The organism is Sphingopyxis sp. Geo25 (assembly GCF_949769135.1).
Lineage (GTDB): Bacteria > Pseudomonadota > Alphaproteobacteria > Sphingomonadales > Sphingomonadaceae > Sphingopyxis.
Genome location: NZ_CATKOZ010000002.1, coordinates 240325 through 257797, shown reverse-complemented (window position 1 = coordinate 257797; position 17473 = coordinate 240325). Strand labels below are relative to the sequence as shown.

The window sequence follows — 17473 nt, the reverse complement described above, 5'->3', positions numbered from 1 at the left end:
GGCCGCCCTCGATTTACGCGGCGCGGCCGAGCAAGGCGGCTAGGGGCTCCCGCCTTCGCGGGGGCGCGGGTTAACGCACCATCCGCTCCCCACCCAAATCAGCCATCGACGCAGCCGTCACCCCATGACGAAGGCGTTGAGCTTGTTCCCGTCGGGGTCGCGGAAATAGCCCGCGTAAAAGCCCTCTCCGCGCGGTCCGGGAGGGCCTTCGCAGGTGCCGCCGTTGGCGAGCGCGATGTCGTAGAGCCGCTGCACCTGCGCCTCATCCTTCGCCTCGAGCGCCACCATCACGCCATTGCCGACGCTTGCGGCATTGCCGTCGAAGGGCTTCGTCAGGCCGATTCCGGCCCCGCCGCCCTCCTTGCCCCACGCGATGAAGCCGTCATATTCCATCATCCGCGGCACACCCAGTTCGCCCGCGATCGCGTCGTAAAATACCGCCGCGCGGGCAAGGTCGTTCGTTCCCAGCGTCACATATCCGATCATCGTTCCATCTCCCGACTCGTATCGATGGAACATAATAGGAACATATGCCGTCGCAGGCAACAAAAAGGGCGCCGGACCCGAAGGTCGCGGCGCCCCTGTTCCCGTGTTGGAAGAGGCCTCAGGGCTTGAGGCGGATCGCGATGAACTGCGACGGCCCGCCGCGGCGCAGAATTTCGAGCAGAACCGCGTCGCGGCCCGCCTTCTTCGCGTCCGCGACCACCTTGGCGAGCGCTTCGCTCGTCGTCACAGGCACGCGGTTGGCGGTGACGATCACGTCGCCGCGGCGCAGCCCCTTGCGACCGGCATCGCTGTTCGCCGACGCGGCACCGATCACCAGACCCTTGGTGCCGACATCGACCCCGACCGCGCGCGCGATGTCGGCGGTGAGCGTCTGAACCGACAGGCCAAGCTCGTTCTGGACCGCAGTGTCGGCGGTTCCCTTCGGATCCTCGGGCACTGCCTGATCGTCCTCGGGGTCGAAATTCGCGCCCGCGAGCTGGTCCTCGGGCGGGCGCGTCGCGACGACGGCGTAGAGCGTCACCGTCTTGCCGTCGCGCACGACCTCGAGCGGGATGCGCGAGCCGGGCTTGGTGTTGGCGACGATGTACGACAGCGTCTGCGAGGGTGTGACCTCCTTGCCGTCGACCTTGGTCACGACGTCGCCGCGCTTGAGCCCGGCCTTCGCCGCCGCGCCATCGTCCTCGACGCGCTGGACGAATTCGCCGCGATCCTTGGGCAGGCCGAGCGCCGCCGCCAGATCCTCGTCGACCGGCGCGATGCTGATGCCGAGATAGCCGCGCTGGATCTTCTCGCCCGCCTTAAGCGCGTTGATCACCGGGATCGCCGCTTCGGCCGGGATCGCGAAATTGACGCCGATGTTCGCGCCGACGGGCGAGATCAGCATGTTGTTGATACCGACGACATTGCCATGCAGGTCGAACAGCGGGCCGCCCGAGTTGCCGCGGTTGATCGCGGTATCGGTCTGGATGAAGCGGTCATAGGCGCCGCCCTGGCCAAGGTTGCGCTGCACCGCCGAGATGATCCCCGCGGTCACCGTCGAGCCGAGCCCAAGCGGGTTACCGATCGCGACGACCCAGTCGCCGACACGCGCGCGGCTCGAATCGGCGAATTTCACGAAGGGCAAGCCCGTCGCGCTGATCTTGAGCAGCGCAAGGTCCGACTGCACATCGCGCCCGACGATCGTCGCCTTATATTCCTTGCCGTTGGTCAGCGTGACCGTGACCTGATTCACCGCCTCGCCGCGCGGGCCGCCGGTGACGACATGGTTGTTGGTGACGATATAGCCGTCGTCGGAGATCAGGAAGCCCGAGCCGCCGCCCTGCTGCTCCTGCGTCACCGGCTCGCGCGTCCCGGCGAAGGGATCGAGCCGGACGCCGAGCGTGACCTCCTGCTTGGTCGAGATATTGACCACCGCAGGCTGGAGCTGTTCGACGAGGTCGGCGAAGCTTTCGGGAGCGCCGGCGCGCGGAACAGCCTTGGCAATCTCGCTGCGCTCGTTCTGCGCAACCTGCGCGATCACGGGCGACTGGGTGACCAGCGCCAGCGCGGTACCGCCCACCAGCAGGGCCGAAGTGATGCCATAAACATAACGCACGATCGCAATTCCTTTTCTCTTGCGAATAATTCCAACCCCGGCACGGCGCTATCTGCGCACCGCAGGCTGAACGGTGTTTGAACATGAACGGAGCCTGCAGGTTCCGTTCATGCCCCAATTTTCAGGATCAGCCGCCGCGGAAGTGGCGCAGATACTCGTTATCGGGCGACAGGATCACCGACGTCCCGCCCTGGTTGGTTTCACCGAGGAAGGTCTGGCGGTAGCTCTGCATCGCGCGATAGAAATCATAGAATTCCGGATCCTTGCCGAAGCTCGCCGCATAGATGCGCGCGGCCTCGCCGTCGGCGGTACCGCGAATGATCTGCGCTTCCTTCTGCCCCTCGGCGCGGATCGTGATCGCTTCCTGCTCGCGCGCGGTCCGCATCCGGTTGTACGCCGCCTCAAGCGTTGCGCCCTCGGGCAGGTCGGCACGCTTGATGCGGACGTCGATGATTTCGGCGCCATATTTGTTCGCCTCGCGGTTTAGCGCGACCTGGATATTGTCCATCACCGCCCCGCGTTCGGGCGACAGCAAGGTCGCAAAGGTCCGCTTGCCGAGCTCGTTGCGCAGCGACGACCCGAGGATGGTCGCGAGCTGCTGCTGCAGCCGCTCCTCGGTGCGGATCGCGGTGTACATCCGCACCGGATTGGTGATGCGGAAGCGCGCGAAGGCATCGACCTGCAAGCGCTGCTGGTCGGTCGAGAGCACCTGCTGGCGCTCCATGTTGATGCCGAGGATGCGCTTGTCGATATACTGGATGCTCTCGAAGAAGGGGATGCGCAGCGCGAGGCCGGCGCCCGAGCGACCGAATTCTTCCTTCGGCCTGTAGCGGTTCACGGTGCGCTCGATTTCGCCGAAACGCAGGATCAGCGCCTGCTGGTCCTCGCGCACGATCGAGACGGTCTGCGACAGGATCACGAGCAGCGCGAGCGCGCCGACGAGCCAGCGCATGGGATGACGGGTGAGACCTTCGAACATCACTGGCCTCCCTTGGTCGTCGCTTCGGGAGCCGGGGCGACGCGCCGCTGGACTTCATTCAGCGGCAGATAGGGGGTCACCCCTCGCGCCTCGACGATCGTCTTGTCGGTATTCGACAGCACGCCCTCCATCGTTTCATAGTAAAGCCGCTTGCGGGTCACGTCCGGCGCAAGCTTGTACTGTTCATAAATCTTGTCGAACGCCGCAGTGTCGCCGCGCGCGCGTTCGAGCACCTGCTGTTGATAGGCGCGCGCGAGGTTGATGTCCGATTCGCGCTTCTGGCGCGCCGCGGTCACTTCCTTGAACGCCTCATCGACCTGGCTCGGCGGGTCGGCCTGACGGATCGCGATGCCCTGGATCGTCACGCCGGCGCGATACTGATCGAGCAGGTCCTGCATCCGCAGCTGCACCTGCCGTTCGATCTCGACGCGTCCGGGGCCGATCGCCTGGACGAGGTCGAAATTGGCGACGGTCGCGCGCATCGCGCTTTCGGCGACCTCGCGGATCGTCCCGTCGGGGTCGGCGAGCTGGAAGATGTAAAGCTCCGGATCGCGTATCGACCAGCGGACCTCATAGGCGAGATCGACGATGCTCTGGTCGCGGGTGAGCACGAAATTCTCGTCGGTCGCGTTCGGCGATCCGATCTGCATCGTGCGAATCGCGCGGACGTCTTCCAGGCGGATACGCTCGATCGGCGCCGGCCAGGTGAGTTTCACGCCGGGACCGACGGTCCGCGAATAGCTGCCAAGGCGCGTGACGACGCCTTCCTTCTCGGGCGGGACGATGTGGAAGGAGGAAAAGAGGAGCCAGGCGACAACCAGCGCGCCGACGCCCCATTTCCACAGGCCCGCCGAATCGCCGAAGTTGAAGCCGCCGCCGGAACCGCCCGAACCGCCGCCGCCAAAACTGCCGCGCCCCTTGCGCAGCAACTCGTCGAGCGCCGAGGGACCGCGCGGCTTGCGCCCACGCGCGGGATCGGCGGGATCGGGGGTCACCCACGGATTGCGCGGCCCCGTGCGGTCGCCTTCACCGTCTTTTCCACCCTTGTCGCCCTTGTCGCCCTTGGGGCCGCTACCCCAGGGGCTGTTCGCCATCAGGCTGATCTGGTGGAAAAATTGCCGCACACCCCTCGGGCTGCGGCCTCCCATGCTGCCTTCATTTTCGTTCGTCATGCCTGCTTTTATAGGGAGGACCAGCGCGAATAACAGGGGGGCAAGTGAAAATGGCTGGCAATCCCCCGCGCCATGCCTATCTCGCGCGGACATGACCGACACTGCTCCCCTCGCCAGCATCGCGACCGACCTCAGCGGCGGCCGCACTTCGGGCCTCCGCTTCCTCGACGAAAACGGCACGCTCGCGATCGTCCTCGACGTGACCGGACTTGGCGAGGACGAGCGCAAGCCGCTCGAGGACAAGCTGCGCGCCGGCCTGATGACGAAGCCGGGCGTCACGTCGGTGCGCGTCGCGATGACTGCCGAGCGCAAGGGGCTGACGATCGTCGCGGTCGGCAGCGGCAAGGGCGGTGTCGGCAAATCGACGCTCGCCGCCAATCTCGCGGTCGCGCTGCAGCGGCGCGGCGTGAAAGTCGGGCTGGTCGATGCCGACATTTATGGCCCCTCGCAGCCGCGCCTGATGGACAGCGAAGGCGTGAAGCCCGAGGCGCGCGGATCGAAGCTCGCACCCGTCCCCAACGCTTATGGCGTGCCGATGCTCTCGACCGGCCAGATCGCCGCGCCGGGGCAGGCGATCGCGTGGCGCGGCCCGATGGCGGGGCGCGCGCTCGAACAGCTGATCGACGCGAGCTGGGGCGATATCGACACGCTGATCGTCGACCTGCCTCCCGGCACCGGCGACGTGCAGCTCACGATGATCCAGAAGCACAAGCCCGCGGGCGCGGTGATCGTCTCGACCCCGCAGGATCTGGCGCTGATGGACGCGACGCGCGCAATCGGATTCTTCGAGCAGGCCGATGTGCCGCTGATCGGGCTCGTCGAGAATATGGCGGGCTATGCCTGTCCGCATTGCGGCGAGGTCAGCGACCCGTTCGGCAGCGGCGGCGCCGAGGCGGCGGCGAAGGTGATGGGGCTTGATTTCCTCGGCCGTATCCCGCTGTCGATGGGCATCCGCCTCGCCAGCGACGGCGGCGTGCCGCCGGCGGCCGGAACCGACCCGCAGGGCGAACCGTTCCACGCGATAGCGGCGAAGGTCGCCGACTGGCTCGCGGCACGAAAGGGCAAATGATGGCGATCAACGACGAAAACGAGATCCGCGCGCTGCTGGGCGAGCCGCGCCGCATTGCGGTCGTCGGCGCCTCACCCAACCCCGCGCGCGCGTCGAACGAAGTGCTCGCCTTCCTCGTCCGCCAGGGCCATGATGTGATCGCGGTCAACCCCGGCCACGCCGGCAAAACGATCCACGGCGCGCCGGTCGTTGCAACGCTCGCCGATGTCGAACCGCCCGCCGAGATCGTCGACATCTTCCGTAACAGCGCGGACGCCGGCGCCGCCGTCGACGAAGCGATCGTCCACGGCGCGAAGGCGGTGTGGTTGCAGATCGGGGTGATCGATCAGAAAGCGGCGCGGCGTGCGAACGACGCGGGGCTCGCCGTCGTGATGGACCGCTGCCCCAAGATCGAAATTCCCCGCCTCGGGCTCTTGCGCTGATTTTCTTTGCGCCGATTCCCGGGGCTGACTATCAGCAGCGGGCATGACCGGCATCAGGGACAAAGTGGGGCAAAACAGGTCGCGCCTGCCGCACGTCAGCCGCCGTTCCTTTCTGGTCGGCGCGACCGCCGCGGGCGGGCTTGCGCTTGCGTGGTCGGTCTGGCCGCGTAGCTACGATACCAACCTCACCGCTGCCGAGGGCGAACATGTCTTCAACGCCTTCCTGAAGATCGGCGACGACGGCCATATCGGCGCGATCGTCCCGCAATGCGAGATGGGCCAAGGGGTTACGACGCTGCTGCCGCAGATCATGGCCGATGAACTCGGTGCCGACTGGCGCACGATCGCGGTCGAGAGCGCGCCGATCAGCCCGCTCTTCGCCAACACGCTGCTCGTCGACGAGGACAGCGGTACCTTCATGCCGCGCAGCCTCGTTCCCGATTTCGTCGCCGATGTACGAAGCTGGGCACGCCGCGAATGGGCGGTGCGCCATGCGGTGATGCTGACCGCCAACTCGTCGTCGGTTCGCATGTTCGAAGGGCCGTGCCGCGCCGCCGCGGCGCAGGCGCGCGCGCTGCTGATGATGGAGGCGGCGCGGCGCTGGGACGCCGACTGGCAGGAATGCGACACGCAGGACGGCTTCGTCATCCACGGCAAGAAGAAACTCCGCTTCGCCGAGGTCGCGGCCGGCGCCGCCGCGCTCGAGCCGCCCCCCGAACCCGTCTATCGCGCGCCCGTCGCCGATCCGCTCTATGGCAAGGAACTGACGCGGCTCGACCTGCCGGCAAAGGTCGACGGTTCGGCGAACTATGCCGGCGACATCCGCCTGCCCGACATGGTGTTCGCGGCGATCCGGCAGGGCCCGCTCGGCGCGACTCGCCTCAAGAGCATCGACCGCAAGGCCGGGATGAAATCGCCCGGCCTGCTGCATATCGTCGAGCATGAGCGGTGGCTCGCAACCGTCGCGCGCAACTGGTGGGCGGCAAACCGCGCGCTCGACCGCTTTGCCCCGGTGTTCGAAACGAATGGCCCGCCGGTTTCGACGACGCGCGTCGACAAGGCGCTGAAGGCCGCACTAAAGGAGGACGGCTACCGCATCCGTCAGAAGGGCGACGTCAGCGCGGCGATGGAGGCGCGCACGAAAATTTCGGCGCATTATGCTGTCGCGCCCGCGCTCCATGCTCCGATCGAGACGCGCACCGCGACCGCCGCGCCCGATCGCGGGCATGTGCGCGTCTGGGTCGCGACGCAGGCGCCAGCGCAGTGCCGCGACGCAATCGCCCGCGCGACCGGGCTTGCCCCATCCGAGGTCACGCTGTTCCCGATGATGGCGGGCGGATCGTTTGACGCCTGCCTGGATCATAGCGTCGCGGTGCAGGCGGCGATCATCGCGCTCCAGATCGAACGACCGGTGCAGCTCGCGTGGTCGCGCGCCGAGGAGATTATGCGAGATATCCCGCGCGCGCCCGCTCGCGCAAAGATGACTGCGACGCTTGACGCGGCGGGCGGGATCGACGCACTCGTCGCGCGCATCGCGGTGCCAGCGACGAACCACGAGTTTCGCGCGCGGCTGTTCGACGGCACGCCTGCCGACGTTGCGCAGCGCGAAGCGGCCGGTACGCCCGACGCGGTCGCGGTCGAGGGCGCACTCAGCACCTATGACATCCGCCATTTCGCGGTCGATCATTGCCCCGCCGACATCGGCCTGCCGACCGGCCGCTGGCGCGGCAACGCCGACAGCTACACGGCCTTCTTCACCGAGTGTTTCATCGACGAGATGGCGGCGCGCTCCGGGTCCGATGCGCTCTCCTATCGCGTCGCGATGCTCGGAGGGTCGCCGCTGCTCGCGCGCTGCCTGCTCACCGCGACCAGCCTCGGCGGCTGGGAAGGCGGCGTCGCGGGCACCGCGCAGGGCCTGGCCTGCCATTCGATGCGCGGTAGTCACATCGCGCTGATGGCAACCGCGCGGCCGAGCGAAAACGGATTGCAGGTGCAGCAGCTTGTCGCCGTGGTCGACGCCGGCCGCCTCGTGAACCCCGCGGTCGCGCGGCAACAGGTCGAGGGCGGGCTGATCTTCGGTCTTGCCGCCGCGACCGGCGCGACGACCGACTATGAAGACGGGATCGCCACCGCGCGCAAGCTCGGCCAACTCGGCTTGCCGCGCCTGTCGCAATCGCCCGAGATCATCATCGAATTCGTCGACAGCGACCGCGACCCCGGCGGGCTTGGCGAGATTGGCGTTCCCGTCGTCGCACCCGCCGTCGCCAACGCCATCGCCGCCGCAACGGGGCGTCGCATCCGCCGTCTGCCGCTGTCGACAAGGCCGATCTGACCATGCGCACCGGCGACCACCCTGTAATCCCCGAGGCGCGGATCGGCGTGCTTCTGGTCAATCTTGGCACACCCGACGCACCCACTGCTGCATCGGTGCGTCGGTACCTCGCTCAATTCCTGTCGGACCGCCGCGTGGTCGAGATACCCGCACTGCTTTGGCAACCGATCCTTCGCGGCGTCATTCTGGCCGTGCGTCCCCGGAAGTCGGCCCATGCCTATGCGCAGGTCTGGACCGAACAGGGATCGCCGCTTGCCGCGATCACGAAACGACAGACCGAAGCGCTGCAGCGCCTCTTGGGAGACGATATCAGCGTCGCCCACGCGATGCGATACGGCCAGCCCGCGATCGCCCCCGCGATCGACGCGCTGATGGCCGAAGGGTGCCGCCGTATCCTCGTGGCGCCGCTCTATCCTCAATATTGCGCTGCAACCACCGCGACGGTGGTCGACGCCGCCAATGCTCATCTTGCAACGCTTCGCTGGCAGCCGACCCTCCGCTTCCTGCCGCCTTATCCCGACGCGGCGGCCTATATCGAGGCCCTCCAAACGTCGCTGGAGCAGGGGCTGGAGGCGCTCGACTTCGTGCCGGACACAATCATCGCGAGTTTCCATGGGATGCCCGAGCGCACGCTCCGGCTTGGCGACCCCTATCATTGCCAATGCCGAAAAACCGCACGCTTGCTGTCGGAAGCGATCGGCCGCCCGGTCGAAGTCGCGTTCCAGTCGCGCTTCGGCCGCGCCAAATGGCTGGAGCCGGCAACAGACGTGACGCTCGAACGGCTGGGCCGCGAAGGACGTAGCGTCGCGATATTCGCGCCCGGCTTTGCCGCCGACTGCCTCGAAACGCTGGAGGAAATCGCGATCCGCGGCCGCGAGCAGTTCGTCGCGGCCGGCGGCCAGAATTTCGCCTATCTGCCCTGCCTCAACGACAGTGCACCTGGCATGGCAATGCTCGACACGCTGGTTCGCCGCGAGCTCGCCGGCTGGCGCTGATTTTTCCGACGCTTACCTCCTGTTTAGGTCCGCTCGCTAGGGTCGATCCGCGCGGGGCCGGGATCGCGCGTTGGAAGGAACATCATGAGCGATCTGACTCAGGCGGCACTGATCCTCGCGGGCTTTACGCTCGCCTTTCTGTTCGTAGTCTATGCGGTCTACCGGAAGCGCAATCCGCGCCCCGTGACCGCCGCAGCACGCATGCCCAAATTGCCGAGCCTGGCGTTCGAGGCGCGCCTGCCGCGCCTGTCGCGCAAACCCGAGATTGAATTCGAACCGGTCGAAATCGCGCCCTCGCGGCTCGCACGCATCAGCAAGCGGCCGGTCTACGAGCCACTCGAAGAGCCGGTCGAAGCGGTCGAAGCGGAGCCTGTCCCCGCCCAGGTGCGCGAAGGAGCTTCGCCTTTCGAGGCCGCTAAGGAGCCCGCGGCCGCCATCGAACCCGCAGCCGCGCTCGAACCGGTGACCAAACCCGTAACCGAAGCCGCGGCCCCTGTCATCGACGAGCGGATTCTTCAGGCTCTCGCAACCGAAGTTGAGGCGCAGGCACACGGGACCGAATTCGCTGAACCAACGCATGAGCCACCCGCACCTCTTGCCGCCGTTCCAACCGGCCCGACCGTGCGGCTGGTTCCGCAGTTTCCGCCGCGCGACGCCATCTTGCGCAAGCATTGGCTCGGCGGGCGGCCGTATCTGCCTGCCGGTGCCGGCTGGCCAAAGGTCGACGGACGCGACGGCGATTTCCTGGCGCAGATCGCCTGCGCCGAGCTTCCGGCCGGCTTGTGGGACGGGCTCGGCCCGCGTTCGGGGTCGCTCGCCTTTTTCGCCAATCCGGATACGGGTGCGGTCATGGCACTGCACCTCGTCGAAGACGGCGCGCCGCATGATCCGCCGCACCCGCCCGGCCCGGCCTATTTCCGCCCATGGGGCCTCGCATCGGCAACGCTTGCGCCACTCGCCGTACGCGCCTTTCCCGAATGGCCCGTCGACGCGGTCACCGCCGAGGCGTCCGTGGCGACGGCTGGCACCGACCGAGCCGCGATTGAGGCGCTGTTCGCCGCCGACTATGATATCGGCGATCCGGCTTTCCATCCTTTCGACTGGCCGACCATGCTGGCAATGGCCGACATTCTCGAAAGCCATGTCATGGCAGCACCGACCGATGGCGCAGCTCCCCCGGATGCGAACGACGAGCTGGTGGAAGCGATCGCCGACGCCGCGGCGAGCAATCGCGAGGCGCAGGCCAAGCTGGCCGAGATCATTGCGATCATCCACGAAAGCGCCACCCCCGGCGCGAGCTTCGCGCCGTCCGACGCGACCGCAGTCATGGCGGCGCTGCATGCGATCCGCTGGACCGGCGTCACCGCAACCTCGAACCCCGAAAGCGGCGAGGACCAGGTCGAGACGCTGACGCTTCCGCTCACCCGTCGCCGCCCCGACAGCGACCTGTGGGTCGACGACTTCCGGCTGGTGCTGTTCGATCACGCCAAGCACGCCTGGTCGGCGAATCCCGACCGGCTGTCGGCTCCTGCGCGTGCCTTTTTCGAACCGGTTTGGCAGGCCATGGCGGCGGACGAAACCGCATTGATCGGCGGCTTTCCGTCGCGTCATGCCCCCGGCTTCAACGACGAATTCGACGTCGTGATACTCGAACTCCCGGCGAGCGCGCTGCTCGGACTCGCGCACCGCGATGGCGGCCATCTCGTCCTCGCGATGCGCAAGGCCGACCTCGCGAGCGGCGATTTTACAAAGCTCCGCGCGATCGCCTGCAACTGATTGGACCGTCTGCCCGAATTGTCGCCTGATTGACGTTACGGTCATCTTGCGGCGCGCGCGCGCGCACCTTAAGCATGGGACCGAGAACATTTGGGAGACCGGAAACATGGCACGCATCGCAGTCGTCACAGGCGGGAGCCGCGGCATCGGGGAGGCGATCAGCCTCGCGCTGAAGGATATGGGCGCCACCGTCGTCGCCAATTACTGCGGCAACGACGAAAAGGCGCGCGAGTTCACCGCGCGCACCGGCATCCCCGCCTATAAATGGGACGTCGGCGACCATCAGGCGTGCCTCGACAGCTGCGCGCAGATCGCAGAGGAAGTCGGCCCGATCGACATCGTCGTCAACAACGCCGGCATCACCCGCGACGGCACCCTCGCGCGGATGCAATATTGCGACTGGGACGATGTGATGCGCGTCAACCTCGGCGGCTGCTTCAACATGGCGAAGGCGACCTTCCCCGGCATGGTCGAGCGCGGCTGGGGCCGCATCGTCAACATCGGATCGATCAACGGGCAGGCGGGCCAATATGGTCAGGTCAACTATGCCGCGGCGAAATCGGGCATCCACGGCTTCACCAAGGCGCTCGCGCAGGAAGGCGCGAAGAAGGGTGTAACGGTGAACGCGATCGCCCCCGGCTATATCGACACCGACATGGTCGCCGCAGTGCCCGCCCCCGTGCTCGAAAAGATCGTCGCGAAGATCCCCGTCGGCCGCCTCGGCCACGCCGAGGAAATCGCCCGCGGCGTCGCCTTCCTGTGCAGCGAGGATGCGGGCTTCGTCACCGGATCGACGATGTCGATCAACGGCGGCCAGCATATGTATTGAGCGGGCGGGATTGCATCCGCCCGTCAAACGCTCGATCACCATCGCCGGTCACCCGACGTCGATCAGCCTCGAGCCGATATTCTGGGAGGCTTTGGAGGAAGCGGCTACGCGCCGGTCGTTGCCGGTGAACGCGTTGGTCGCGCGGATTGATGTCGAACGAATGGAGGCGGAGGATCCGCCGAACCTGACGTCGGCGATCCGGCAATGGCTGTGGCGGAACCGGCGGACTGACTAGATCGCGGCGTAGATCGCCCTGCCGAACGCCGCCCCGCTGTCGGGCGCGTGGTGGAGGAACAGTGACGGCTCGATCAGCTCCAACTCCATGATGTGGAGCTTGCCCGTCGCATCGCCGACCATGTCGACGCGCGCATAGACGGGGGGCGCGGGTGCGGCGGCGAGCGCAGCGGCGGCAAGCGCCTGCGCCTCCGCGCTCGCATCCCAGTCGCTCTCGCACCCGCCGAACTGTTCCTGCACGCGAAAGTCGCCCGAGGCGGGGCGCTTGACGATCGCGTGGCTGAACTGGCCGTCGAAGAAGAAGAGCGAATATTCGCCCTCGGTCAGGATGCCGGGCATCAGGGGCTGGACGAGCCGGCGCTGTCCGAGCGCGTCGGCGGGAACAGCCGCGCCCGCCGCGATGCGGTGCGTGCCGTCGGCGCCGCCCGAGATCGCGGGCTTGATCACGACCTCTTCGGCATCGAGTTCGGCGCGCGCGGCAGCGAGAACTGCGTCGTCGAGCGCGGCGACCTCGATCGTCGGCACCACCGCGACGCCCTTCGCGCCCAGTTCGGCGAGATAGGCCTTGTCGCTGTTCCAGCGCAGCACCGGTACCGGATTGACCACCGGCAGGGCTTCGGATTCCAACCGGTCGAGCAGCCCGTACCAGACCGCGACATCGCGCTGATAGCCCCACGCGAAGAGCGGCAGGATCAGGTCGTATCCCGACAGGTCGCCCGGATCGGTCCACACGCGCTGTTCGACGATCAGGCCGACAGCGGTGAGAGCAGCCGCCTTGCGTGCAAAGGCGGGCTGCCACTTCTCGTAATAGTCAGGCGTCGGGACGAGGATTGCGACGCGCGGCTGGAACGGCATTACCGCCCCAGCAGCCCGCGCGCCTGTCCCGCGATGTGCGACAGCATCGCGCCGTTCGGATTCGGGATCATCCGCGCGCGATCGACGGTGGCCCGGAATTGCGCGACCCGCTGGCTGTTGTCGGCGAGCCATTTGATCACCGCCGCGTCGAGGTCGCCCTTCGGCAACCCGGCAAGGAAGGTCAGGCGCATCTGCTGGAAATCGCGCGCGAGGCTGTTGACGAGCAGGCGTTCCCACGGATCGGCGGGGCTCATATGCGCCGCGAGCGTCTGCGCCCAGTCGAGACCCAGCGCTTCGCCGAGGTGGGTGAAGGCGTGCGTCACCGCCACCTCATCATCCCCGCGCCGTGCCGCAAGGTCGACGATGCCGATGGCGCCGTCGGTCTTGAACAGCCGCACCACCGCCGAGGTCAATGTCTCCGGCGCGCCCGCGTCGAGCAATTGCTGCGCCAGCATGTCCCACTGGCGCCGCACCGATGGACTGAGCAGGCTGTCGACGCCGCTCATCAGGCGCTCGACGCCGGGTTCGAGCCGCGCAACGACCGGTCCCGGCTGTGCGAGCGTCGATGTCACGCGCAGCAGGTCGGCCATCTGCGAGGTCATCGCGGACGCCGCCTGGCTGAAGAGCGAGAGGCGGATGCTCTCGTCGATCTTCGCACTGTCGAGCGCCGACCAGATTTCGTCCATCCCGAGCAGCCGTTCGACCGCGACGAACGCCGCCGCGACGTCGCCGAGCGAACAGCCTTCCTCTTCGACGAGCTCGAAGGGATGAGCGACCCCCATGCGGTTGATCATCCGGTTCGCGAGCTTGGTCGCGATGATCTCGCGGCGCAGCTGGTGATCGGCGATCGCCTGCGGAAAATCCCGCTGCATTTCGGCCGGGAAGGCCGCCGCCAGATCGCTTCCGAGTGCGGGATCGTTCGGCAATTCGCTGTCCTCGATCGCATCCTGCAGCGCGAGCTTCGCGGTCGAGAGCAGCACCGCAAGTTCGGGGCGCGTGAAGCCGCGTCCTTCGGCCGAGCGGCGGAGCAGTTCGTCGTTCGCGGCGAGCCCTTCGACCTTGCGGTCGAGCCGGCCCGTCGCCTCGAAATTCTCCATGATCCGCACGAGCGAGGGCACCGCCGCCGCGCCGCCCTTTTCGGCGATCGACAGCGCGAGCGCCTGCAAGCGGTTGTCCTCGAGCACCAGCGCCGACACATCGTCTGTCATCCGCACGAGCAGCGCGTCGCGCGCCTCCTGCGGCAGGCGCCCTTCGGCCATCTCGCGGTTGAGCGCGATCTTGATGTTGACCTCGTTATCCGAGCAGTCGACGCCAGCGCTGTTGTCGATGAAGTCGGTGTTGATCCGCCCGCCCCTCGCCGAGAAGGCGATGCGTGCGGCCTGCGTGACACCGAGGTTCGCGCCCTCGCCCACCGCGCGGACGCGCAGATCCTCGGCATCGACGCGCAGCGCGTCGTTCGCGGGGTCGCCGACCTCGGCATTATTTTGACTTGCGGCCTTCACATAGGTGCCGATGCCGCCGAACCAGAGGAGGTCGGCGGGCGCCTTCAGGATCGCCGAGATCAAGGAGCCGGGGTCGATTTCGCTCACCGACAGGCCGAGCGCGGCCTGCACCTCGGGGGTCAGCGGGATGCTCTTCTGGCTGCGCGGGAAGACACCGCCGCCCTTCGAGATCAGCTTCTTGTCATAATCTTCCCAGCTCGACCGCGGGAGATTGAACATGCGTTCGCGTTCCTTCCAGCTTTTCGCCGGGTCGGGATTAGGGTCGAGGAAGATATGGCGGTGGTCGAACGCCGCGACGAGCTGGATCGCCTTCGACAGCAGCATGCCGTTGCCGAACACGTCACCCGACATGTCGCCGCAGCCGACGACGCGGATGCTGTCGGTCTGCACGTCGACGCCCAATTCGGCAAAGTGGCGCTGCACCGAAACCCACGCACCCTTCGCGGTGATCCCCATCGCCTTGTGGTCATAGCCCTTCGAGCCGCCGCTCGCGAAAGCGTCGCCGAGCCAGAAGTCGCGCTCCATCGCGAGCGCATTGGCAACGTCGGAGAAGGTCGCGGTGCCCTTGTCGGCGGCCACGACGAAATAGGGATCCTCGCCGTCGCGGACGACGACGCCCTTCGGATGCACGACCTTGCCGCCGACGAGGTTGTCGGTAATCGACAGGAGCGAGCGGATGAAGATGCGATAACATTCGGTGCCTTCGGCGAACCACGCATCGCGGTCCTCGGCCGCGCTCGGCAAGGCCTTCGGATAGAAGCCGCCCTTCGCGCCGGTCGGTACGATCACGGCGTTCTTCACGCGCTGCGCTTTCATCAGCCCGAGGATTTCGGTGCGGAAGTCGTCGCGGCGATCGGACCAGCGCAGCCCGCCGCGCGCGACCGGGCCGGCGCGCAGATGGATGCCCTCGACGCGCGGGCTGTACACCCAGATTTCGCGCCACGGCAGCGGCTTGGGCAGGCCGGGAACAAGGGCGCTGTCGATCTTGAATGCCAGCGCCTCGGCCGCAGCGGGCGCGAAAGCGTTGGTACGCAGCGTCGCGCTGATCACGGCATGGAACAGGCGCAGGATGCGGTCGTCGTCGATAGACTGGATGTCGGCGAAACCCGCAACGATATCGGCTTCGAGCGCCCCGGCGCGCGCGCCGTCCTTCGCCTTCGGATCGTGGAGCGCCCGGAAGCGGTCGATCAGCGCAGACGTGAGCGCCGGCGCATGACGGAGCGCCGCAACGACGGTGTCCATGCCATAGCTCGCGCCGCCCTGACGCAGGTAGCGGAACCAGGCGCGAAGCCACACGATCGCCTGCGGATCGGTCTGGCTGACGAGGACGAGCTGGTTGAACGCGTCATTCTCCGCCTTGCCGTCGAGCACCGCGGCAATCGCAGTTTCGATGACCTCGGCAAAGGGAAGCAGCCCGAGTTCGTCGACCGACGGAGGCAGGCGCAGCGAGAAATCGTGGATGAAGGCCGACCGGCCATCATCGCCTTCGCCATGCGCGCGCGCGACCTCGGTCGGGATTTCCTCGAGCACTTCGAAGCCGAAATGTTCGAGCGCGGGCACAACATCCGAAAGCGCGAGCGGTCCAGCGGCGCTGTACACCTTCAGCCGCAGCTCGTCGTCGCCGTCGAGAGTCTGACGGACGATCTGGACCCCGCGCGGACGGTCCGCGTCGAGATCGCGAAGCTGGAGGATATCGAGCGCCGCCTCCTCGGGGCTGTAGCTGTTGCGATAGTTCGCGGGGAACAGCGGCGCGAAGCGCGCGGCAAGCGCCGCCGCGCGGCCGGCGTCGCCATGGCGCGCGAGCGCAGCTTCGACCTCGGGCAGCCAGCCGCGCACCATCTGTTCGAGCTGGGCATTCAGCGCGTCGGTATCGGGAACGACGCCCTCGCCGCGCAGGTCGAGCGTGAAGCGCATCAGCGCCGCGCCCCCGTCTTCCAGCACCATCGTCCAGTTGATCACGCCGGCCTTCGCCGCGCGCACCAGCATCGCCTCGACATCCTTGCGGCGGCCGGTCGATACCTCGTCGCGCGGCAACCAGACGAAAACGAACAGGTGACGGCCGAGCGCACTGCGCACCGCGACAATCTTTGGCCGCGGGCGGTCGGTGATCGACATCGAGGTGAGCACCAGATCCTCGAGTGCGGCGCTATCGAAGGCGATCAGCAGGTCGTGCGGCAACGCGGTCAGCGCGTGCGCGAGCGCCTTGCCCGCGTGCCCGGCCGGGTCGAAGCCGAATTTCGCCATCAGCGCGTCGAGCTGCGCGCGCAGCATCGGCACCTTCGCGGGCGGCGTCGACAGCGCGGCGCTGGTCCACAGGCCCGCATGGATCGACAGGCGCTCGACCTTCTTGCCCTTGAATTCCGGGACGATGACGAGGTCGAGCAACACGCGGCGATGTACCGACGACAAGCGGTTCGACTTGATCAGCAGCGGCGAGGAATGACCCTTGTCGAAATAGTCGAAAGCGGCGTCGAGCGCGGTCTGCGACAACAGCTGCTCGGTACGCGACGTCGAAATGCCGAGCGCGTCCTGAACCGCACCATCGCGGGTACGCCATTCGTGGCCGAGTTGCGTCATCGCGCCGCCCTCGAACCAGCGCAGCAGTTCGGCGGCTTCCCCGTCGGCACGCATCGCCGCGTCGGCGAGCATCGCGGCGCGCATCGCTTTCCAGTCGGTCACCGCGGCACGCACGTCGGCGAGCGCGGCTTCGAGCGCATCGAGCAAGCGGCGGCGCGCGCGCGCATCCCCGCGTTCGAGTTCCATATAGATGACCGATTCCCGATCGTCGCCCGTCCCCACGCCGGTCAGCCTGCCCTTCGCATCGCGGTCGACCGACACGACGGGGTGAAGAATGCGGTGAATCGCGAGGCCTTGCGCGCCGACGATCTGCGAGGTCGAATCGACGAGGAAAGGCATGTCGTCATTGACGACGACAAGGCGCATCCGCCGGTCGGTGCCGTCGGCGACCACCGGTTCGAGAAGCAGCGAGGGCTTGCCTTCGGTCCGTTCGAGCGCGGCTCGCCCCGCAAATTCGCCCGCCGCCGCCAGCGCCTTGGTATCGAGGTCTTCGCCCTCGCCAGGAAGCGCACTACCGTGCAGCGCGGCGGCGAAAGCCTTGGAAAATTTTGCCGGCACTTGCAGGGCCGGCGAGGCTTCGGCTTCGGCGGCGTCGGACAAGGTGGAAGTCATAGGGGGCAGCATCCCGAA

The 17473-nt window shown here is 67.3% G+C and carries 13 protein-coding genes; 7 read left to right on the top strand and 6 right to left on the bottom strand.

Going from position 1 to position 17473, the window contains the following annotated elements; all coding sequences use genetic code 11:
- Window positions 1-117: 117 nt before the first annotated feature.
- The 4 genes from QOL68_RS08415 to hflK all read right to left on the bottom strand — a co-directional run bounded on the left by QOL68_RS08415 (window position 118) and on the right by hflK (window position 4252).
- Window positions 118-486 (bottom strand): VOC family protein, encoded by a 369-nt coding sequence (locus tag QOL68_RS08415; protein ID WP_058457041.1) that lies wholly within the window; start codon window positions 484-486, stop codon window positions 118-120.
- A 118-nt stretch (window positions 487-604) separates the two neighbouring features.
- Window positions 605-2101 (bottom strand): trypsin-like peptidase domain-containing protein, encoded by a 1497-nt coding sequence (locus QOL68_RS08410; protein ID WP_058457042.1) that lies wholly within the window; start codon window positions 2099-2101, stop codon window positions 605-607.
- A gap of 127 nt (window positions 2102-2228) precedes the next feature.
- Window positions 2229-3080, bottom strand: a complete 852-nt coding sequence (hflC, locus tag QOL68_RS08405; protein ID WP_058457043.1) for a protease modulator HflC — start codon at window positions 3078-3080, stop codon at window positions 2229-2231.
- A complete protein-coding gene (gene hflK, locus QOL68_RS08400; RefSeq protein ID WP_282948952.1) occupies window positions 3080-4252 on the bottom strand; it encodes a protease modulator HflK in 1173 nt (390 codons plus the stop codon). Before hflK ends, hflC begins: the two co-directional genes overlap by 1 nt.
- 91 nt (window positions 4253-4343) lie before the next feature.
- Here hflK and QOL68_RS08395 point away from each other — a divergent pair, with 91 nt between their 5' ends.
- The 7 genes from QOL68_RS08395 to QOL68_RS08365 all read left to right on the top strand — a co-directional run bounded on the left by QOL68_RS08395 (window position 4344) and on the right by QOL68_RS08365 (window position 11910).
- Window positions 4344-5321 carry an Mrp/NBP35 family ATP-binding protein gene (locus QOL68_RS08395; protein ID WP_282948954.1) on the top strand — a complete coding sequence of 326 codons (978 nt, stop codon included), beginning with the start codon at window positions 4344-4346 and terminating at the stop codon, window positions 5319-5321.
- Window positions 5321-5743 (top strand): CoA-binding protein, encoded by a 423-nt coding sequence (locus QOL68_RS08390; protein WP_282948956.1) that lies wholly within the window; start codon window positions 5321-5323, stop codon window positions 5741-5743. The genes QOL68_RS08395 and QOL68_RS08390 overlap by 1 nt, the downstream gene beginning before the upstream one ends.
- Window positions 5744-5786: 43 nt before the next feature.
- Entirely contained in the window at window positions 5787-8075 is a 2289-nt protein-coding gene (locus tag QOL68_RS08385; protein WP_282948958.1) for a molybdopterin cofactor-binding domain-containing protein, read from the top strand.
- A gap of 2 nt (window positions 8076-8077) precedes the next feature.
- Entirely contained in the window at window positions 8078-9070 is a 993-nt protein-coding gene (gene hemH / locus QOL68_RS08380) for a ferrochelatase (RefSeq protein WP_282948960.1), read from the top strand.
- 84 nt (window positions 9071-9154) lie between these two features.
- On the top strand, window positions 9155-10846 hold the full coding sequence (locus QOL68_RS08375; RefSeq protein WP_282948962.1) for a DUF1963 domain-containing protein: 1692 nt from the start codon (window positions 9155-9157) through the stop codon (window positions 10844-10846).
- A 106-nt stretch (window positions 10847-10952) separates the two neighbouring features.
- Window positions 10953-11675 carry an acetoacetyl-CoA reductase gene (phbB, locus tag QOL68_RS08370; RefSeq protein WP_058457048.1) on the top strand — a complete coding sequence of 241 codons (723 nt, stop codon included), beginning with the start codon at window positions 10953-10955 and terminating at the stop codon, window positions 11673-11675.
- Between the two features lie 10 nt (window positions 11676-11685).
- Window positions 11686-11910, top strand: coding sequence for a ribbon-helix-helix domain-containing protein (locus tag QOL68_RS08365; RefSeq protein ID WP_331458810.1), 225 nt, complete (start codon window positions 11686-11688; stop codon window positions 11908-11910).
- Here QOL68_RS08365 and QOL68_RS08360 read toward each other — a convergent pair.
- Window positions 11907-12764, bottom strand: a complete 858-nt coding sequence (locus QOL68_RS08360) for an ATP-grasp domain-containing protein (RefSeq protein WP_282948965.1) — start codon at window positions 12762-12764, stop codon at window positions 11907-11909. The two genes, QOL68_RS08365 and QOL68_RS08360, sit on opposite strands and share 4 nt — an antisense overlap.
- On the bottom strand, window positions 12764-17455 hold the full coding sequence (locus QOL68_RS08355; RefSeq protein ID WP_282948967.1) for an NAD-glutamate dehydrogenase: 4692 nt from the start codon (window positions 17453-17455) through the stop codon (window positions 12764-12766). The genes QOL68_RS08360 and QOL68_RS08355 overlap by 1 nt, the downstream gene beginning before the upstream one ends.
- Window positions 17456-17473 lie beyond the last annotated feature (18 nt).